The sequence below is a fragment of the Blastococcus xanthinilyticus genome (assembly GCF_008124835.1).
In the GTDB taxonomy this organism is placed as follows: domain Bacteria; phylum Actinomycetota; class Actinomycetes; order Mycobacteriales; family Geodermatophilaceae; genus Blastococcus; species Blastococcus xanthinilyticus.
Genome location: NZ_VNHW01000023.1, coordinates 19,835 through 38,084 on the forward strand (window position 1 = coordinate 19,835; position 18,250 = coordinate 38,084).

The window sequence follows — 18,250 nt, forward strand, 5'->3', positions numbered from 1 at the left end:
GGGTCCTGCGCCCGGGGGGTCCGTGCCCCGGCAGGGGCCCGGGGAACCGTGATCAGGGCTCTCCGCTGCGCAGCAGGCCGTAGGCGCCCCGGTGGAACAGCAGCGGGCGCCGGTCGGGCGCGGCGCCGAGGTCGAGCACCCGGGCCACCACGATGGTGTGGTCGCCGCCGTCGTACTCCGCCCACAGCTCGCCGTCGATCCAGGCCACCACGTCGTCGAGCACCGGTGAGCCGTGGGCGCTGGGGGTCCAGCGCACCCCGGCGAACTTGTCGGTGCCCGACCGGGCGAAGGTCTGCGAGACGGCGTCCTGCCCCTCGGCCAGCACGTTCACGCAGAAGCGGCCGATGTCGCGCAGCCGGGCCCAGGTCTGCGAGGTGCGGGCCGGGGCCAGCGCCACCAGCGGCGGGTCCAGGGACAGCGAGCTGAACGACTGGCAGGTGAAGCCGATCGGGCCGTCGGGGGTGTCGGCGGTGACGACGGTGACCCCCGAGGCGAAGTGCCCGAGCACGTCGCGCATCACCCGGGGGTCGACGATCCGGGGCGGCTCGGAGGGCGCTCCTCCGGTCACCGGCGGGCCTCCGCCGACCGCGGGACGGACCGGCCGCCGGCCCGGTACAGCGAGCTGGGCAGCTCGTGGCCCACGGCCTCCTCGGTGACGCGGGCGGCGGCCAGCAGGGCGTCGAGGTCCAGGCCGGTGTGCACGCCGGACTCCTCGAGCATGTACACCAGCTCCTCGGTGGCGATGTTGCCGCTGGCCCCGGGGGCGAACGGGCAGCCGCCCAGCCCGCCCACCGACGCGTCGAGCTGGGTGACGCCGGCCTGCACGGCGGCCAGCGCGTTGGCCTGGCCGGTGCCCCGGGTGTCGTGGAAGTGCACGCCCACGGCGGTCCCCGGGCACGCCCGCCGCACCGCGTCGACGAGGGTGACCACCCGCAGCGGCGTGGTCGTCCCGATGGTGTCGCCCAGGCACAGCTGGTCGGCCCCGGCGGTGACGGCGGCCCGGGCGACGTCGACCGTCCGGCCCACCGGCGTCCGGCCGTCGAAGGGGCAGTCCCAGGCCGTGGCGATGATGACCTCCAGCGACCCCCCGGCGCCGTGGGCGAGGGCGGCGATCTCGCCGACGGCCGCGACCGCCTCCGCGGTGCTGCGGCCGGCGTTGGCGCGGCTGTGCCCGTCGGAGGCGGAGACGACGTACTCGAGGTCGGCGACGCCGGAGTCCACCGCCCGGACCGCGCCGCGCGGGTTGGCCACCAGTGCAGACCAGTGCACCCCGGGCCAGCGGGAGAGCTCCGCGGCGACGGCGTCCGCGTCCGCGAGCGCCGGCACGGCCTTCGGCGACACGAACGACGTCGCCTCGATCCGCCGGACGCCGGTGGCCACGAGCGCCTCGAGCATCGCCAGCTTGCCCTCCAGGGGCACCGGCGCCTCCAGCTGCAAGCCGTCGCGCATGCCCACCTCCCGGATGTCCACCGATCGCGGCAGCACCAGATCGAAATCGAACATCTGCGTCTCCTCGGTGCGACGAACGGGTAGTTCCCGCATCCTCCACCCCCCGGCGCTCGTTCCCTCGATCAGGCGTTCCGGAGCGGGTCCGGCCGGTCCGGGGGGGCAGATCGTCGGGGCCGTCACGCAAGATGGTGCAGGCAGAGGAGGTGGGAAGTGACCGAGGTGGCGGATGCGCTGCCCCCGGCGGACCGGCGGAGCGCCTTCGCCAACGCGCCGATGGGGATCGCGTTGACGACCCCCGCGGGCCTCCTGGTCGACGTCAACCCCGCGCTGTCGGGGATGGTCGGCCGCCCGCCGGAGGAGCTGCACGGCCTCTCGGTCATGGACCTGGTTCACCCCGACGCCGTCGCGGCCGCCCAGAAGGCGCACGGCATCCTCACCGCCGAGCCCGACCGGCCGATGCGGCACGAGACCCGGCTGACCCGGGGCGACGGCTCCGACCTGCCCGTGCAGATCACCGCGTCGTGGGTGCCCGCGACGCCCGACGGCCAGGCGGCGCACCTGGTGCTGATCATCGAGGACATCACCGAGCGGAAGGCGCTGGAGGCGCAGCTGGTCCACCGCTCGCTGCACGACCCGCTCACCGGCCTGCCCAACCGGCTGCTGTTCCACGACCGGCTGCGGCACGCGCTGGACCGCGGGCACCGCGAGGACACCCCGACCTGCGTGCTGATCATCGACCTGGACGGCTTCAAGGCGATCAACGACGAGCTGGGGCACCCCATGGGCGACCTCGTGCTGGTCTCCTTCGCCGAGCGGCTGCGGTCGGTGCTGCGGGCCAGCGACACCGCGGCCCGGCTGGGCGGCGACGAGTTCAGCATCGTCTGCGAGAACACCGAGCCGGCGGACGCCGCGGCGCTGGCCGACCGGCTGCGCACCACCGTCACCGAGCCGCTGGAGCTCGGCGGCACCCGCGTCCCCGTGGGGATCAGCATCGGCGTCGGCACCGTCGGGGGCGGCGAGGAGCCGGGCGAGGTCTACGAGCGGGTGGTCCGGGCGGCCGACGACGACATGTACGCCGACAAGGCCCGCCGCCGGCCGAGCACGCGCCGCTGACCCCGCGCTCCGCCCGCCGGGGGGCGCGGCCGCTGCCGCTGGACGTGCCGGACGGCGGGACCCTTCCGGGTCCCGCCGTCCGCGTCGTGCGGCGCCGGATCAGTCGGAGGTGCAGGCGGCGCCGTTCAGGGTGAACAGCCAGGGCTCGCTGACCGGCGAGCCGTTCAGGTGCCCGACGAAGCCGATGCTGATCTGCTTCCCGGGCCTGATCAGCCGGTTCCAGCGGAGGCTGTCCACCTCGACGGCGGCGCCCTGCTGGGTGACCGTGCCGCCGAGGACGTTCCGGATGGTCTCCTGCTCGTGGAAGGCCCACTCCAGCTCCCAGCCCTCGACGGGCACCGAACCGGTGTTCCGGATCCGGATGCGGGTGTTGAAGTCGCCGTACCGGGTGTCGTTGGCGGTGTAGGAGACGTGGCAGGCCGGTGCCGGGATCGGCGGGTCGGCCAGCGCGATGAGCTCCCGCGCCTGCTCGGGGAACCACTGCCCAGCCGCGGGGTCGGCCACCTGGTCGGCCGGGTGCGGCACGGCCGACCCCCGGTAGCAGGCGCCGTCGGACTCACCGGGCACCTTGATCCACAGGTAGGCGTCGATCAGGGGGTCGCCCGTGTCGGTGGTCGGGGTCAGGCCCAGGCCGCGCCCCGGCGGGTTGCACCAGTCCAGCGGGCTGGGGAAGTCGGCGGGCGGCACCCAGCTGCCCTGGCCGTTGCGGCTGGTGTCGATGACGAAGTGCGCCTGCTCGGCGGGGTTCGGCACCATCCCCGTGTCGGCGTAGGCCTGGTCGTAGGCGGCGTCGGTGAGGCCCCAGGTGGAGAGGTCGCCGGGGCTCGCCGGGTAGTACTGGCTCGCGCACCACGCCGGCTCCCACCAGCTGCCCAGCGACAGGTGGATGCAGTCGGAGATCCAGCTGCCGTACTTCTGCAGCCGCTCGGTGGCGACGTAGTTGGAGGCGTTCAGGAAGAAGCCGTCCGCATCGTCGACGCCGGCCTTGATCAGCCGGTCGGTGATCTCGCCGACGCCCAGCCAGCCGCTGTGCGTGCCGTCGAGGTAGACCGCCGTGGCCGGCAACGCGGCCAGCGCGTCCACCGCGTAGTTGAGCATCTCGAACCGCTGGTCGGCGGCCGTGGCGGCGTCGACCTCCGCGGGCTGGCACCACTCGAGGGCGCCGTCCAGCGTCGTGTAGTGCGGGATGATGCCGAGCCCGTCCGGTTCGAGGACGACCGAGGCCGTGGCGTCGCCGATCCCCGCCGCGAAGCCGTCGATCCAGGCCTTGTACTCGGCGACGCCGGCGGCGCCGCCGGCCGAGTACTGGGCGCAGTCGCGGAACGGGACGTTGTAGGCGACCAGCACCGGCACCGCGTCGGCGGTCCGGGCCGCCGAGACGACCTCGTCGACGGCTGCCTGCACCTCCGCCGGCGTGCCCGAGGTGAACCAGTCGGCCGAGGGGAAGCTGCCCAGCAGCTGCGCGTCGGCGCGCGCCTGACCGGTGAGCTCCTGCGCCGCCTCCAGCGTCGTGCTCTCCGGGTTGACGAAGATCTCGGTGCCGGGCTCCAGCACGTCGTCGGCGGCCGCGACGCCCATGCCGACGCCCGCCCCCACGCCGGCCAGCGACAGGGTGGCCACCGCCACCGTCGCCGCGACGCGCCTCGTCCTCGAGGCAGCTGTCATCTCGTGTCCCCTCCCCTGTGGTGGCCGGACGCCCGGTCCGCTGAGCTCCCGGGCTGCTGTGATCCAGGCCACTGTGGGAGCGCTCTCACCCTGAGGTGCCCACGGCCCGCTGTCAAGCGCGGCGGCGGAGGAGACGCGCGGGCGCTAGCCCAGGGCCCGGCCGACGGCGACGGCCCGGGTGTCCGGCGCCGCCACGCGCGCGGCGTCGGCCTCCTGGTCGCCCAGCTCGGTCTGGGAGCGGCGCTCGGCCTCCACCCGGGCGGTGTAGCTGGCCACCTCGTTGCCGATCCGCTGCTCGTCCCAGCCCAGGACGTCGGCGACCGCGCGGGCCACCGGCTCGGCGGAGTCGACACCGCGGTGCGCCGTCTCGATGGAGATCCGCGTCCGGCGCGCGAGCAGGTCGTCCAGGTGCAGGGCGGCCTCGTGCGCGGCCGCCCAGACCATCTCGACCATGAGGTACTCCTCGGCCCCGGGCACCGGCTCCAGCAGCTCCGGCCGGTCCTCGGCCAGCGCCAGCACGTCGGGGGTGAGCGAACCGAACCGGTTGAGCAGGTGCTCGGCGCGGAACGCCGGGATGCCCCAGCGCTGCGCCAGCCGGGCGAGGGAGTTCACCATCGCCGCATAGCCCTCGGCCCCGACCAGCGGGATGTTCTCGGTGACGCTCGGTGGCACCGGCCGCGTCACGTCCACCGCGACGGCGTCCACCGCATCGGCGGCCATGGGCCGGTAGGTCGTGTACTTGCCGCCGGCCACGGAGACGACCCCCGGCATGGGGCGGGCGACGGCGTGCTCGCGGGACAGCTGGCTCGTCGTCTCGCTCTCCCCGGACAGCAGCGGCCGCAGGCCGGCGTAGACGCCGGTGATGTCCTCGTGCGTCAGCGGCACCGACAGCACCTCGTTGACGCGGTCGAGGATGTAGTCGATGTCGGCCTTGCTGGCCGCCGGGTGGGCCTTGTCCAGCGCCCAGTCGGTGTCCGTGGTCCCGATGATCCAGTGGCTGCCCCACGGGATGACGAACAGCACCGACTTCTCCGTGCGCAGGATGAGCCCGGTCTCCCCGTTGACCCGGTCGCGGGGGACGACGATGTGCACGCCCTTGCTGGCCCGGACGTGGAACCGGCCCCGGCCACCGACCAGCGTCTGGACGTCGTCGGTCCACACCCCGGTGGCGTTGACCACCACCTCGCTGCGGACGTCGACCTCCTGGCCGGTCTCCACGTCGCGGACGCGGGCGCCCACCACGCGCCCCCCGGCGTGGGTGAAGGAGACGACCTCCGCGGAGTTGAGCACGGTCGCGCCGTAGGCCGCGGCCGTGCGGGCGACGGTCAGGGTGTGGCGGGCGTCGTCGGCCTGGGCGTCGTAGTAGCGGATGGCGCCGACCAGCGACTCCGGCCGGAGCGCCGGGAACAGCCGCCGCGCGCCGGTGCGGGTGAGGTGCTTCTGGGCCGGCATCGGCTCGGCGAGGGCGCCCGTCCGGGCCAGCCCGTCGTAGAGGGTCAGGCCGGCGGCGACGTAGGGCCGCTCCCAGTGGTGGGTGAGCGGGTAGAGGAACGGCACCGGCTTGACCAGGTGCGGGGCGATCCGGTTCACCGAGAGGTCGCGCTCGTGCAGCGCCTCCCGGACCAGGCCGAAGTCGAACTGCTCCAGGTAGCGCAGGCCGCCGTGGAACAGCTTGGAGGAGCGGGACGACGTGCCGCTGGCGAAGTCCCGCGCCTCGACCAGCGCCGTGCGCAGGCCGCGGGTGGCGGCGTCGAGGGCGACCCCCGCCCCGGTCACCCCGGCGCCGATGACCAGCACCTCGAAGTCGTCGTCCGCGAGCTCGGCCCACGCCTTCGCGCGCTGCTCGGGTCCGAGTGGTGGTACCGCCGTCATGTCGATCTCCCGGGGGTGCCCGCCCGGTACGGACGGGGAGGCCATGTTCCGACCGCACGACGGCCCGGCCGCACGACCGCTCGGCACCGCGGCCTGCTGACGGGGCCTGGCTGCCGACCGCAGCCAGTGCGACGGTAGGTCAGCCGCGGCCGTGCCGTCGACGCCGCCGGTCCGACATGGTCGTACCGTGCCCGCCGGCTCCCCCGCGCCCCCGTACGACGATGCCGCACAGCAGCAGGGTCGGCACCGGCCCGCCATGCCCTAGCGTCGTGCGCCATGCCGGGCACCGTGCAGTCCATCGAGCGGGCGGCGGCCATCCTGCGGGTCGTGGCCCGCGCGCGCGACCCCCTCGGCGTCACCGACATCGCGCAGGCGGTGGGGCTGGCCAAGACGACCACCCACGGCCTGCTGCGCACGCTGCTGCAGGTCGGCTTCGTGCAGCAGGACCGGGCCACCGGCCGGTACACGGTCGGCACCGGCCTGCTCCGGCTGGGCGACCCGCTCGACCTCAACGAGGTGCGCGCCCGCTCGTCCAACTGGGCCGACGCGCTGGCCGCCCGCAGCGGTCACACGGTCCGGCTGGCCACGCTCGCCGGGGCCGACGAGGTGGTCGTCGTCCACCACGTCTTCCGCCCCGACGACTCCGCCCAGGTGCTCGAGGTGGGCACCGCCCTGCCCGCCCGGACCACCGGGCTGGGCAAGGTCCTCCTGGCGCACGCCCCCGAGGCCCGGCGCCCCACGGGGAGCTGGGCGACCGAGCTGGCCGAGGTGCGGGCCCGGGGCTGGGGGGTCGACCGGGGCGAGCACGAGCCGGAGCGCGGCTGCATCGCCGCCCCCGTCCGGGGCCCCGGTGGGCCGGTCGTGGCCGCGCTCGGGATCAACGGCCCGGTGACCGTCCTCTTCGACGGCCGCGGCGCGCCCCGGCCGGTGCTGCTCGGCATGGTCACCGACGCGGCCGCCGCCGTCTCCCGCGAGCTCGGGCACGGCGGTGGCTGACCGCTACGTGCTCGCCGTCGACCAGGGGACGACGTCGACGCGCTCGCTCGTCTTCGACCGCGGCGGTCGCATGGTGGCCGTCCGGCAGCGCGAGCACCGCCAGTACTTCCCGCGGCCCGGCTGGGTCGAGCACGACCCCATGGAGATCTGGGCGAACACCCGGCGCACCGCCGCCCAGGTGCTCGCCGACGTCGGGGGAGCGGGGGAGGTGGTGGCGCTCGGCATCGCCAACCAGCGGGAGACGACCGTCGTCTGGGAGCGGGCGACCGGCCGGCCGGTCCTGCGGGCCCTCGTCTGGCAGGACACCCGCACCGCGGAGCTGGTCGCCGAGCTGGTCGCCCGCCCGGAGGCGCCGCTGGTGCGCGAGCGCAGCGGGATGGCGACCGCCGGCTACTTCTCCGGTCCGCGGCTGCGCTGGATCCTCGAGCACGTGCCCCGCGCCCAGGAGCGGGCCGAACGCGGCGAACTGCTGTTCGGGACGATGGAGACCTGGCTGATCTGGAACCTCACCGGTGGCCCGGACGGCGGCGTGCACGTCACCGACGTCACCAACGCCAGCCGCACCCTCCTGATGGACGTGCGCACCTGCCGCTGGGATCCCGACCTGCTGGCCTTCTTCGGCATCCCGGCGGCGATGCTCCCGGAGATCCGGCCCTCGGTGGGCGTGCTGGGCGTCGCGACCGCACTGCCGCAGGCGCTGCCGATCACGGGGGCGCTGGGCGACCAGCAGGCCGCGCTCTTCGGCCAGGCCTGCTTCGCTCCCGGGGAGGCCAAGTGCACCTACGGCACCGGCAGCTTTCTGCTTCAGAACACCGGGACCGAGCTGGTGCACACCCGGTCGGGATCGATCAGCACGGTGGCCTACCAGCTGGCCGGAGAGCCGGTGCACTACGCCCTGGAGGGCTCGGTCGCCGTCACCGGGGCGCTGGTGCAGTGGCTGCGCGACGGCCTCGGGCTGATCGGCTCCGCGCCCGAGGTCGAGACGCTCGCGCGGACGGTGGACGACAACGGCGGGTGCTACGTCGTCCCGGCGTTCTCCGGCCTGCTGGCCCCGCACTGGCGGGGTGAGGCGCGCGGCCTGGTCGCAGGGCTCACCTCCTACGTGACCAAGGGGCACCTGGCCCGGGCGGTCCTGGAGGCCACCGGCTGGCAGACGCGGGACGTCGTCCAGGCCATGGCCGCGGACTCCGGGCTGTCGCTGCCGGCGCTGCGCGTGGACGGCGGCATGACCACGAACAATCTGCTCATGCAGTTCATCGCCGACGTGCTGGACACCCCCGTGGTGCGGCCGATGGTCGGGGAGACCGTCTCGCTGGGTGCCGCCTACGCCGCGGGGCTGGCGGTCGGCATCTGGTCCGACGTGGAGGCGCTGCGGCGCAACTGGCACCGCGCGGCGCAGTGGACCCCGTCCCGCGGGCGGGCCGAGGCGCTGGACGCGGAGTACCCGCGCTGGGAGCGGGCGGTGCAGCTGAGCATCGCCTGGGGCGCACCTCCGGAGCCCGGCGTCCGATGATGTCGAACCGGCGGTGTTGTCCAGGTCACATCCGCGCTCCTACGGTCCGCGGCACGGGGCCGGCCGCCACCAGGGCGATCGCATCCCGCGACATCCGCGGTCCGCGGCGCAGCGGACCTGTCGAGAGGAGCGCCCACACGTGGACACCGTCGGTCTCTGGACCGTGTTCGGCAGCGAGGTACTGGGCACCGGGATCCTGATCCTGCTCGGCGTCGGCGTGGTCGCCAACGTCGCGCTGCCCAAGACGTTCGGCAACGGCGGCGGCTGGATCGTGATCATCTTCGGCTGGGGGCTCGCCGTCTTCGCCGGGGTCTTCGCCGGCGCCACCTCCGGGGCGCACATCAACCCGGCGGTCACGGTGGGCCTGCTGGTGAGCGGGACGGACACCTACGCCCCCGGCGTCGCCGTGACCGCGGCCGCGACGTTCACCTACTTCGCCGGTCAGCTGGTGGGTGCGTTCCTGGGCGCGGTGATCGCCTATCTCGCCTACTACGGCCACTACAACGACCCGGAGGCCGCCGGCACGCAGCTGGGCACGTTCGCCACCGGGCCGGCCACCGGCACGGTCAAGGACAACGTGGTCACCGAGGTGGTCGGCACCTTCGTGCTCGTCTACATCATCCTGCGGTTCGGGGACACCCCGTCCCAGCTCGGCCCGCTCGCCGTCGCCCTGCTGGTCGTCGGCATCGGCGCCTCGCTGGGCGGCCCGACCGGGTACGCCATCAACCCCGCCCGCGACCTGGGCCCGCGCCTCGCCCACGCCGTCCTGCCGATCCGCGGCAAGGGCGGCAGCAACTGGGGGTACGCCTGGGTCCCGATCGTCGGCCCCCTCGTCGGTGCCGTCCTGGCCGGCGGCCTGTCGCACGTCTCGCTCTGACCGACCCAACCGAGAGGAAAGCCCCCATGCCGCAGTACGTCGTAGCCATCGACCAGGGCACCACCAGCACCCGCTGCATGATCTTCGACCACGGCGGCGCCGTGGTGTCGGTGGGCCAGAAGGAGCACGAGCAGATCTTCCCGCGGGCCGGGTGGGTGGAGCACGACGCGCTGGAGATCTGGCGCAACACCCGGGAGGTGGTCGGCCAGGCGATCGCGCGCAGCGAGGCCGGCGCCTCCGACATCGTGGCCATCGGGATCACCAACCAGCGGGAGACCGCCGTGGTGTGGGACCGGAAGACCGGGCAGCCGGTCTACAACGCCATCGTCTGGCAGGACACCCGCACCACGAAGATCATCGAGGAGCTGGGTGCCCTCGGCGGCGGCGCCGACCGGTACAAGGACAAGGTCGGGCTGCCGCTGGCGACCTACTTCGCCGGCCCGAAGGTGCGCTGGATCCTCGACAACGTCGACGGCGCCCGCGAGCGGGCCGAGCGCGGCGAGCTGCTGATGGGCACGATCGACTCCTGGCTGATCTGGAACATGACCGGGGGCGCCGACGGCGGCCAGCACCTCACCGACGTCTCGAACGCCTCGCGGACCATGCTCATGGACTACCGGACGCTGGCCTGGGACGAGTCCATCGCCGAGGAGATGGGCATCCCGCTCGCGATGCTGCCGGAGATCCGGTCCAACTCCGAGGAGTACGGCCAGGGCCGCAAGGCCGGGTTCCTGGCCGGGGTGCCGATCTCCGGGTCGCTGGGCGACCAGCAGGCCGCGACGTTCGGCCAGGTCTGCTTCGAGCGCGGCATGGCCAAGAACACCTACGGCACCGGCAACTTCATGCTGCTCAACACCGGCGAGGAGGCCGTGCCGTCGCAGAACGGCCTGCTCACGACGCTGTGCTACCAGCTCGGGGACGGCAAGCCGGTGTACGCGCTGGAGGGGTCCATCGCCGTCACCGGCTCGCTGGTGCAGTGGGTCCGGGACAACCTCGGGATGATCAAGAGCGCGCCGGAGATCGAGGACCTGGCCCGCTCGGTCGACGACAACGGCGGGGCCTACTTCGTCCCGGCGTTCTCCGGGCTGTTCGCGCCGCACTGGCGCGGTGACGCCCGCGGCGCCGTCGTCGGGCTGACCCGGTACGTCAACAAGGGGCACCTGGCCCGGGCCGTGCTGGAGGCCACGGCCTACCAGACCCGGGAGGTCCTCGACGCCATGAACGCCGACTCCGGGGTGGACCTGACCGAGCTCCGGGTGGACGGCGGCATGGTGGGCAACGAGCTGCTCATGCAGTTCCAGGCCGACCTGCTCGACGTCCCGGTGATCCGGCCGAAGATCGCCGAGACGACCGCGCTGGGGGCCGCCTACGCGGCCGGTCTCGCGGTGGGGTTCTGGTCCGACCTCGACGAGCTGACCGCCAAGTGGGCGGAGGACAAGCGCTGGGAGCCGCAGATGCCGGCCGAGGAGCGCGAGCGGAACTACCGCAACTGGCAGAAGGCGGTCACCAAGTCCCTGGACTGGGTCGACGAGGACGTCCGCTGACGGAGGGCCCCGTCCTCCTCGCCTCCGGACGGGCCGAGGAGGACGGGGCGCCCATTAGGTTGCGCGCCTGACTAGTCAGCCGTACTGTCTACCGCGTGGCGGAGGAGCGGTGGCCCGGTGAGTGGATGCGCGGCGTCCTCTCGCTGTGCGTGCTCCGGGTCGTCGCCGACGGCCCCACCTACGGCTACGCCATCGCCGCCCGGCTGGCCGATGCCGGGCTGGGCTCGGTCAAGGGCGGCACGCTCTACCCGATCCTGACCCGGCTCGAGACCGAGGGTCTGGTCTCGTCGTCGTGGGAGGCCGGCGACGGCGGACCGGGGCGCAAGTTCTTCACCCTGACCGCCGCCGGCGACCGGGCCCTGCTCGAGCGCGCCGACCAGTGGCGCGTATTCACGGAGCGGGCCGCCGGCCTGCTCTCCTCGCCGTCCGTTCCCGCCTGAGGAGTCCGCCATGGGGAAGGTCCTGAACAGCAGCGAGCAGGCCTGGTCCGACGCCCTGCTGCTGCAGCTGCGCATGCTGGACGTCCCGGGCACCCGGATCGGCGAGGTGCTGGCCGAGGTGCAGAGCCACGTCGCCGAGACCGGGGAGCACCCGCGCGAGGCGTTCGGCAGCCCGCGGGAGTACGCCGACCAGGTCGCCGCCGCCCTGGGCATCCGCCCGGCCGGCACGTGGGCCCGGATCCGCGGGACGCTGCGCGGCTCGGACCTCCTGCTGGCCCTGGTGACCGGGCTGGCCGGCTTCGCCCTCGCCGACGGGCTCTGGACGCTCGCCGCGGGGGAGACCTCGCTGTTCGGGCTCCCGGCGTGGGCGGTCTCCGGCGTGGGCGCACTGGTCCTGGCCGCCGGCACCGCCCGGTTCGTGCTCGCCGCCAACCGCGGCGACGACGGCGATCCGGTGCGCGATCCCCGCACGGGTGCGGACATGGCCCCGTTCACGCGGACGCAGATCGCCGTCCTGGCCGGCCTGCCGGCGCTGTTCCTCGTGATGACGGTGGTCGGCGGCCTGCTGTCCCGCTGAGCCGCCCGCGCCGACTGCCGGTCAGCCCTCGACCCAGCGGGTGACCTCCGGGAGCCGGGCGAACACCGCGGTGATGATCGGGAGGACGGCGGCGAACAGCAGGAACGCGGCCAGCCCGACGACGTCGTCCCCGTCGAGCAGGAGCAGGCCGGCGACCAGCGCGAGCGCCAGGACGCCCAGCGCGGCCAGGGCCGAGCCGAAGAGCAGGCCGGCCCGGTGCCCCTGCAGCAGCCGGAGGCCGCCCACGAGCAGACCGACCGCGCACGGGAGCCCCAGGACGAGCACCGTCGTCGCGGCGTCGGCACCGCCGGCGGCGGCGATGAGCGCGATCAGCGACCCGATCGCGGTGAGGGCGCCGGTGACGATGCCGAGGACGCCGGCGGAGGTGGCCACGGTCGGGCGGCGCGGCTCGGGGCCCCAGCCGCCGAAACCCGGCGGACCGTACTGCGGCGCGCCCCAGCCGGGCGGGGGATAGGAGGGCGGGCCGTAGCCGTACGGGGCCTGCCCGTAGGGCTGCTGGCCGTAGGGCGCCTGGCCGTAGGGCGCCTGGCCGTAGGGCGCCTGGGCGTAGGGCGCCTGGGCGTACGGCTGCTGGCCGTAGGGGGCCTGCCCGTAGGGCTGCTGGCCGTACGGCGCCTGACCATGCGGCGCCACGCCGTAGGGGGCCTGGCCGTACGGGGCCTGGTCGTACGAAGCCTGGCCGTAGGGGGCCTGGCCGTACGGGGTCTGGTCGTACGAGGCCTGGTCGTACGAGGTCTGGCCGTACGGGGTCTGGTCGTACGAGGCCTGGTCGTACGAGGTCTGGTCGTCGGGCTGCTGGCCGTGTCCGCCGGGGCCGGGCTGCTCGGGGTGGGCGTGCCCCTCGGGCTGGGGCGCCGCCCACTGCGAACCGTCGTCCATGCGGTCAGTCTGCCGGTGACCACGGGAAACCGGGGCCCGACACGGGCCCCGGTCACCCGGCCGGGTCGGGCGGCCGCCGGCCGGTCAGGAGTCGAGAGCGGCGGTGACGACGGCGCGGGCCTCCTCCTGCACCCGCGCGAGGTGCTCGGGCCCGTGGAAGGACTCGGCGTAGATCTTGTAGACGTCCTCCGTGCCCGACGGGCGGGCGGCGAACCAGGCGTTCTCGGTCGTCACCTTGAGCCCGCCGATCGGGGCGTCGTTGCCCGGGGCGCGGGTGAGCTTGGCGGTGATCGGCTCACCCGCGAGCTCGGTCGCCGACACCGCCTCGGGGGACAGCCTGCCCAGGGCCGACTTCTGCTCCCGCGTCGCCGGGGCGTCGATGCGGGCGTAGGCGGACTCGCCGAAGTGGTCGGTCAGCTGCCGGTGCAGCGCCGAGGGGGACCGCCCCGTCACCGCCTGGATCTCCGCGGCCAGCAGGGCCAGCAGGATGCCGTCCTTGTCCGTCGTCCAGACGCCGCCGTCCCGGCGCAGGAAGGAGGCGCCGGCCGACTCCTCGCCACCGAAGGCCACCGAGCCGTCGAGCAGTCCGGGGACGAACCACTTGAAGCCGACCGGCACCTCGACCAGCGTGCGGCCCATGTCCGCCACGACGCGGTCGATGAGCGAGCTGGACACCAGGGTCTTGCCGACGGTGACGTCCTTGGCCCAGCCCGGCCGGTGGCTGAGCAGGTAGGCGATTGCGACGGCGAGGAAGTGGTTGGGGTTCATCAGCCCGGCGTCGGGGGTGACGATGCCGTGCCGGTCGGCGTCGGCGTCGTTGCCCGTGGCGATCCGGAACTCGTGCCTGCGGTCGACCAGCGAGGCCATCGCCGAGGGGGACGAGCAGTCCATCCGGATCTTGCCGTCCCAGTCCAGCGTCATGAACCGCCAGGTCGGGTCGACCAGCGGGTTCACCACGGTGAGGTCGAGCCGGTGCCGCTCGGCGATCGCGGCCCAGTAGTCGACGCTGGCCCCGCCGAGGGGGTCGGCACCGATCCGGACACCGGCGTCCCGGACCGCGTCGAGGTCGAGCACCGAAGGCAGGTCGTCGACGTAGGTACCGAGGAAGTCGTAGGCCTCCGCGGCCGAGCGGGCCTGGTCCAGCGGCACCCGGCGCACGCCGGTCAGGCCGGCGCGCAGCAGCTCGTTGGCCCGCCCGGCGATCCACCCGGTGGCGTCGGTGTCGGCCGGCCCGCCCGAGGGCGGGTTGTACTTGAAGCCGCCGTCCCGCGGCGGGTTGTGCGACGGGGTGACGACGATGCCGTCGGCCAGCCCGGAGCTGCGCCCGGCGTTGGCCCGCAGGATGGCGTGGCTGACCGCCGGCGTGGGGGTGTAGCGCCCACCGGCGTCGACCAGCACCGTGACGTCGTTGGCGGCCAGCACCTCGAGCGCCGTGGCCCACGCCGGCTCGGACAGCGCATGGGTGTCCCGGCCGAGGAAGAGCGGCCCGTCGAAGCCCTGCTGCGCCCGGTACTCGCAGATGGCCTGGGTGGTGGCGAGGATGTGCGGCTCGTTGAACGCCGCGTCGAATGCCGACCCGCGGTGGCCGGAGGTGCCGAACGAGACCTGCTGCGCGGGTTCGGCCGGGTCCGGCTCCACGGTGTAGTACGCGCTGACCAGCGAGGCGACGTCGATCAGGTCCGTGGGCTGGGCCGGTTGTCCGGCACGGGCGTCGCTCATGCGTTGATCTTCGCGCCAAGGCGCGGTCAGCTGCCACCTGGCGGTTCCGGCCGCCGCAGCTGGGCCGGCGCGCGCCGGTCCCAGGCCTCCTCGAGCAGGTCGGCGACGAGCCCGGGCGTCGCCGTCGCCAGGTCGATCCGGACGCCGGAGAGCGTCGTCCCCCACCAGAGCAGGCTGCACGCCCCGCCCTCCACCGCCCGGGCGGTGGACTCGTCCACCAGCACGTTGAGCGCGGTGTCGGTCCACTGCGTGGCCAGGATGCGGGTGCCCAGGCGGAAGGCCCGGCGGCCGTGGTGGTCACCCTCGGTCACCTCCGGCAGTGCCAGGGCGATCGCGCGGACGTCGTCGGGGGTCATGCCCGTGGCGCGCCGGGGTAGCTGCCGACGCTCCAGCTGTTGCCCTCGGGGTCGCGGACCGAGAACTCCTGCCCCCCGTACGGCGGGGACTGCAGCGGCCGGAGGACGTCGGCACCGGCCGCCTGCACGCGCGCCCAGACTGCCTCGACGTCGTCGGTGACCAGGTAGGCGCCGGCGGTCTGCGCGTGCCAGTCGCCGTCGTCCCGGACCGATCCCAGCATGATGCCGCCGCCGGGCGGCCAGGCGAGCTCGGCGTGGGCCACCAGGTCGCCGTCCCGGACGACGAGGGTCTCCTCGAACCCGAGGACGTCGACCAGCCAGCGGATGAGGGCGGGGGCGTCGGCCGCCCGGAAGGCGGGCCAGACGGTGGGGGCGGGAGAGGTCTTCGGTGTCGTCGTCATGACGCCGACAGTGCCGCGCTCACGGTGGCGGTGTCTTGCACGAATCCGAACTCCGCCGCCAGCCAGCGGGTGGGCGGGAGCCCGGAGAAGGCCCGCCACTCGCGGGTGAGGTGCGCCTGGTCGGAGAAGCCGGCGGCCACCGCCAGCTCGGCGAGCGCAGGCGGCCCGCCGGCGGTGACCCGGGCGGCCAGGGCGCGGCGCGCGCGGTCGAACCGGACCACCCGCGCCGCCTCCTTCGGGGCGAGGCCCGTCTCGGCGCGGAACCGCTGCTCCAGGTACCGGACCGACCAGCCGGTCCGCCGGGCCACCTCGGCCACCGGCAGCCGGCCGCCGGCCGCCGTCGTCAGCCGCCACGCCTCGGTCACCTCCGGACGTGGGCCGGTGTCCGGACGCAGCCGCCGCAGCAGCACCCGCTCCAGGGCCGCGAACCGGCCCGCCCATCCGGCGGCCGTCCGGACCCGGTCGGTCAGCTCGGCGCCCGCGGCACCGAGGAGGGCCTCGAGCGGCACGTCGGTCGAGGCCAGCTGCCCGGCCGGGCAGCCGAGCAGGGCGCGCGCCCCCAGGGGCGTCAGCGACAGCTGCACGCCGGCCTGCCGGCCCGGGTGGACGATCCGCGCCGGCCGGGTGTGCAGCCCGCCGACCAGCGCGTCGAACCGGCCGGGGGCCTGGGCGGGATCGGGGTGCGCCGCCATCTCGAGCGGCTCGTCGAGGGTCACCACGACGGTCAGCCAGGGTGAGGGCAGCCCGAGGTGCTCACCGGGCGGGAAGCCCTCGTGGCGGTAGCCGGTGGCGGCGGCGACGTACGGGCGCAGCGCGGGGTGCAGCCGGTGCACCACCGATTCCTGCCGCATGCGGACAGCATGCCCGCGGCGGGCACCGGCTTCCAGGGCCGGCGGCGTGCTCACGGCGGGCTGCTCCCGCGCGGCTCCCGCGCGGCCGGGCGGACCCGGACGCCCGCGCGGCTCAGGACGCGGCGCGCGCGATCCCGAACAGCAGCACGAGACCGAAGATGCCCACCCCGACCCAGCCCAGCACGATGCCGGCGGTCGCCATCCCGTCACCCGCCTCGCCGCGCTCGCGGATCTGCTGCTTGGCCACGTAGCCGAAGACCAGGGCGAGGATGCTGCCGATCCAGTAGATCCAGACGATGCCCAGGACCATCGAGGCGACGGCCATGCCGTTGGTCCGGCGCGGCGGCGGGTACGGGTAGCCGCCGTACGGCTGCCCGTGGGCGGGGTAGCCAGGGCCGGGAGGAGGCGGCGGCCCCTGGTACCCGCCGGCCGGCGGATAGCCGCCGTAGGGCGCCTGCGGCTGCCCCCAGGCAGGCGGACCCGGCTGGGCGTTCGGATCACCGGGGTGGTGCGGACCGGGGTGTGTCATCGTCACGCTCCTCGTGGCTGTGCGTCCGCCGGGACGGCGGTCCCGCGGCGCCCGACCATCCTGGAGGCGGCCGGCGGTGCCGTGGGGGCGGCGCGCAGGACGGGCACTCCGACGAGGGAAGCGCGCGGGGCCCGCGCTCCGTCCACGTCCGCCGGCGATCCGGATCCGCAGCCGTCCTCGACGCCGCATCGAACGGGTCCTGATCTCCGCGAGCCTGCTCGCCCCCTCGCCCCTGACCAGGCATTTCTGTCGTACCCCCGCCCTACTGTCGGGATGTCCGCGAGACCGTCGGGAAGGGAGCGAGCACGTGTCCGAGCTCCGCTCCGCCCTCGACGAGCTGGCCGGGATCGACCTCGCCGAGTTGTCGGACGACACGTTGCTCGACCTCGTCGGCGAGCTCTCGGTCGCGGCCGACCGGGTGGCGGCGGCGCTGACCTCGGCCGTCCGCGCGGCCGACCGCCGGGAGGCCTACGCGCGGGACGGCGCCGTCTCCATGAAGGCCTGGCTGCGCGGCAGCTGCCGCATGGCGCCCGAGCAGGCGACGGCGACGGTGTCCACGGGACGACGGCTCGAGCAGCTGCCGGAGACGGCGGCGGCGTTCGCCGCCGGTGCGATCAGCGCCGCGCACGCCCGGGTCATCACGAAGGCTGCGACGCCCGGCCGGATCGGCAAGGCGGCCGAGATGGGCATCGACCTCGGCGAGACCGACGGCATCCTGGCCGAGCTGGCTCGGGCCACGGCGCCGGACGAGACGGCTCGGGGTGTCAGGGAGTGGGTCGCCGGGGTGGATCCGGACGGCACGCTGGACGACGCCGCCGACGTGCGCCGCCGGTTCACCATGGCTCCGGGGCTCGACGGGCGCGTCCACCTCCGTGGCGAGCTGGACGCCGTCGGCGGCGAGTACGTGCGCACCGCACTGGCCGCGGTGATGGACGGCGACCGCCCGGCCGGCGACCTCCGCGGCCACGCCGAGCGGCAGGCCGATGCCCTGGTCTCGCTGGCCCGCGGCGCTCTCGACGGCGGGGCGCTGCCCGACGTGCGAGGTGAGCGGCCGCACGTGCGCGTGACCATCGACTGGTTCGCGCTGTGCGCCGAGCGGGGTGCCCCCGGCATCTCGGGCGGTTCGCTGGGCTGGGCCGGCCCGATCAACCCCGAGACGGCCCGCCGGCTGGCCTGCGATGCCAGCGTCGTCCGCGTCATCACCGGCCCGGACGGGCTCCCGCTCGACGTGGGGCAGGCCCAGCGAAGCTCCACCACCGCGATCCGCCGGGCGATCGCGATCCGCGACGAGCACTGCGGCGCCGTTGAGTGTGCAGAGCGCCGGGTGCGACGCCCCACCGGAGTGGTGCGACGTGAGCTTGCCCCGGTCCAGCGGACGGCTAGGTACTGAGCATGGCGTAGGCAGCGGGGGTTCGGTAGCCGAGGGCGGAGTGCAGTCGGTGGTTGTT

18 protein-coding genes are annotated in these 18,250 nt (G+C 74.7%); 8 read left to right on the forward strand and 10 right to left on the reverse strand.

The features are described 5' to 3' along the window. Positions 1-52: 52 nt before the first annotated feature. Complete coding sequence (locus BD833_RS21575) at positions 53-568, reverse strand: flavin reductase family protein (RefSeq protein WP_243737875.1); 516 nt, start codon at positions 566-568, stop codon at positions 53-55. Next, positions 565-1,503 (reverse strand): hydroxymethylglutaryl-CoA lyase, encoded by a 939-nt coding sequence (locus tag BD833_RS21580; RefSeq protein ID WP_208092820.1) that lies wholly within the window; start codon positions 1,501-1,503, stop codon positions 565-567. The genes BD833_RS21575 and BD833_RS21580 overlap by 4 nt, the downstream gene beginning before the upstream one ends. 156 nt (positions 1,504-1,659) lie before the next feature. Here BD833_RS21580 and BD833_RS21585 point away from each other — a divergent pair, with 156 nt between their 5' ends. Further along, positions 1,660-2,562, forward strand: a complete 903-nt coding sequence (locus BD833_RS21585) for a GGDEF domain-containing protein (RefSeq protein ID WP_166535220.1) — start codon at positions 1,660-1,662, stop codon at positions 2,560-2,562. A gap of 99 nt (positions 2,563-2,661) precedes the next feature. On the opposite strand, the gene BD833_RS21590 is transcribed toward BD833_RS21585, so the two are convergent. Both BD833_RS21590 and BD833_RS21595 read right to left on the reverse strand, forming a co-directional pair. Then, entirely contained in the window at positions 2,662-4,227 is a 1,566-nt protein-coding gene (locus BD833_RS21590; protein WP_166535221.1) for a glycoside hydrolase family 6 protein, read from the reverse strand. Between the two features lie 144 nt (positions 4,228-4,371). Next, positions 4,372-6,144, reverse strand: a complete 1,773-nt coding sequence (locus tag BD833_RS21595; protein ID WP_243737876.1) for a glycerol-3-phosphate dehydrogenase/oxidase — start codon at positions 6,142-6,144, stop codon at positions 4,372-4,374. 231 nt (positions 6,145-6,375) lie between these two features. Here BD833_RS21595 and BD833_RS21600 point away from each other — a divergent pair, with 231 nt between their 5' ends. From BD833_RS21600 to BD833_RS21625, 6 genes are all read left to right on the forward strand, one after another. Next, positions 6,376-7,095 carry an IclR family transcriptional regulator gene (locus BD833_RS21600; RefSeq protein ID WP_166535222.1) on the forward strand — a complete coding sequence of 240 codons (720 nt, stop codon included), beginning with the start codon at positions 6,376-6,378 and terminating at the stop codon, positions 7,093-7,095. After that, positions 7,088-8,608, forward strand: coding sequence for a glycerol kinase GlpK (gene glpK / locus BD833_RS21605; RefSeq protein WP_166535223.1), 1,521 nt, complete (start codon positions 7,088-7,090; stop codon positions 8,606-8,608). The genes BD833_RS21600 and glpK (BD833_RS21605) overlap by 8 nt, the downstream gene beginning before the upstream one ends. 139 nt (positions 8,609-8,747) lie before the next feature. Further along, positions 8,748-9,485 (forward strand): MIP/aquaporin family protein, encoded by a 738-nt coding sequence (locus BD833_RS21610; protein ID WP_166535224.1) that lies wholly within the window; start codon positions 8,748-8,750, stop codon positions 9,483-9,485. Positions 9,486-9,511: 26 nt separating this feature from the next. Then, positions 9,512-11,029 (forward strand): glycerol kinase GlpK, encoded by a 1,518-nt coding sequence (gene glpK / locus BD833_RS21615; RefSeq protein WP_166535225.1) that lies wholly within the window; start codon positions 9,512-9,514, stop codon positions 11,027-11,029. A 95-nt stretch (positions 11,030-11,124) separates the two neighbouring features. After that, positions 11,125-11,469, forward strand: coding sequence for a PadR family transcriptional regulator (locus tag BD833_RS21620; protein ID WP_166535226.1), 345 nt, complete (start codon positions 11,125-11,127; stop codon positions 11,467-11,469). Between the two features lie 10 nt (positions 11,470-11,479). Next, positions 11,480-12,046, forward strand: coding sequence for an HAAS signaling domain-containing protein (locus BD833_RS21625; protein WP_166535227.1), 567 nt, complete (start codon positions 11,480-11,482; stop codon positions 12,044-12,046). Positions 12,047-12,067: 21 nt separating this feature from the next. Here BD833_RS21625 and BD833_RS21630 read toward each other — a convergent pair whose 3' ends face one another. The 6 genes from BD833_RS21630 to BD833_RS21655 form a co-directional block, all read right to left on the reverse strand. Then, a complete protein-coding gene (locus tag BD833_RS21630) occupies positions 12,068-12,946 on the reverse strand; it encodes a hypothetical protein (RefSeq protein WP_166535228.1) in 879 nt (292 codons plus the stop codon). Between the two features lie 84 nt (positions 12,947-13,030). Further along, positions 13,031-14,665, reverse strand: a complete 1,635-nt coding sequence (gene pgm / locus BD833_RS21635) for a phosphoglucomutase (alpha-D-glucose-1,6-bisphosphate-dependent) (protein WP_166535229.1) — start codon at positions 14,663-14,665, stop codon at positions 13,031-13,033. A gap of 26 nt (positions 14,666-14,691) precedes the next feature. Further along, on the reverse strand, positions 14,692-15,021 hold the full coding sequence (locus BD833_RS21640; RefSeq protein ID WP_166535230.1) for an MmcQ/YjbR family DNA-binding protein: 330 nt from the start codon (positions 15,019-15,021) through the stop codon (positions 14,692-14,694). Beyond that, positions 15,018-15,422 (reverse strand): VOC family protein, encoded by a 405-nt coding sequence (locus BD833_RS21645; protein ID WP_166535231.1) that lies wholly within the window; start codon positions 15,420-15,422, stop codon positions 15,018-15,020. The genes BD833_RS21640 and BD833_RS21645 overlap by 4 nt, the downstream gene beginning before the upstream one ends. Then, positions 15,419-16,273, reverse strand: a complete 855-nt coding sequence (locus BD833_RS21650) for an AraC family transcriptional regulator (RefSeq protein ID WP_166535232.1) — start codon at positions 16,271-16,273, stop codon at positions 15,419-15,421. The genes BD833_RS21645 and BD833_RS21650 overlap by 4 nt, the downstream gene beginning before the upstream one ends. A 112-nt stretch (positions 16,274-16,385) precedes the next feature. After that, positions 16,386-16,802 carry a DUF4190 domain-containing protein gene (locus tag BD833_RS21655; RefSeq protein ID WP_166535233.1) on the reverse strand — a complete coding sequence of 139 codons (417 nt, stop codon included), beginning with the start codon at positions 16,800-16,802 and terminating at the stop codon, positions 16,386-16,388. A 307-nt stretch (positions 16,803-17,109) separates the two neighbouring features. On the opposite strand from BD833_RS21655, the gene BD833_RS21660 reads away from it, so the two are divergent. Beyond that, positions 17,110-18,192 (forward strand): DUF222 domain-containing protein, encoded by a 1,083-nt coding sequence (locus BD833_RS21660; protein ID WP_166535234.1) that lies wholly within the window; start codon positions 17,110-17,112, stop codon positions 18,190-18,192. The last annotated feature ends 58 nt before the right edge of the window (positions 18,193-18,250 follow it).

Bases quoted from the DNA above. Each gene is read 5' to 3' on its own strand.
- BD833_RS21580 (WP_208092820.1), bottom strand. From the start codon at position 1,503: ATGTTCGATTTCGATCTGGTGCTGCCGCGATCGGTGGACATCCGGGAG.
- BD833_RS21590 (WP_166535221.1), bottom strand. From the start codon at position 4,227: ATGACAGCTGCCTCGAGGACGAGGCGCGTCGCGGCGACGGTGGCGGTG.
- BD833_RS21595 (WP_243737876.1), bottom strand. From the start codon at position 6,144: ATGGCCTCCCCGTCCGTACCGGGCGGGCACCCCCGGGAGATCGACATG.
- BD833_RS21600 (WP_166535222.1), top strand. From the start codon at position 6,376: ATGCCGGGCACCGTGCAGTCCATCGAGCGGGCGGCGGCCATCCTGCGG.
- glpK (WP_166535225.1), top strand. From the start codon at position 9,512: ATGCCGCAGTACGTCGTAGCCATCGACCAGGGCACCACCAGCACCCGC.
- BD833_RS21625 (WP_166535227.1), top strand. From the start codon at position 11,480: ATGGGGAAGGTCCTGAACAGCAGCGAGCAGGCCTGGTCCGACGCCCTG.
- BD833_RS21630 (WP_166535228.1), bottom strand. From the start codon at position 12,946: ATGGACGACGGTTCGCAGTGGGCGGCGCCCCAGCCCGAGGGGCACGCC.
- pgm (WP_166535229.1), bottom strand. From the start codon at position 14,665: ATGAGCGACGCCCGTGCCGGACAACCGGCCCAGCCCACGGACCTGATC.
- BD833_RS21640 (WP_166535230.1), bottom strand. From the start codon at position 15,021: ATGACCCCCGACGACGTCCGCGCGATCGCCCTGGCACTGCCGGAGGTG.
- BD833_RS21645 (WP_166535231.1), bottom strand. From the start codon at position 15,422: ATGACGACGACACCGAAGACCTCTCCCGCCCCCACCGTCTGGCCCGCC.
- BD833_RS21650 (WP_166535232.1), bottom strand. From the start codon at position 16,273: ATGCGGCAGGAATCGGTGGTGCACCGGCTGCACCCCGCGCTGCGCCCG.
- BD833_RS21655 (WP_166535233.1), bottom strand. From the start codon at position 16,802: ATGACACACCCCGGTCCGCACCACCCCGGTGATCCGAACGCCCAGCCG.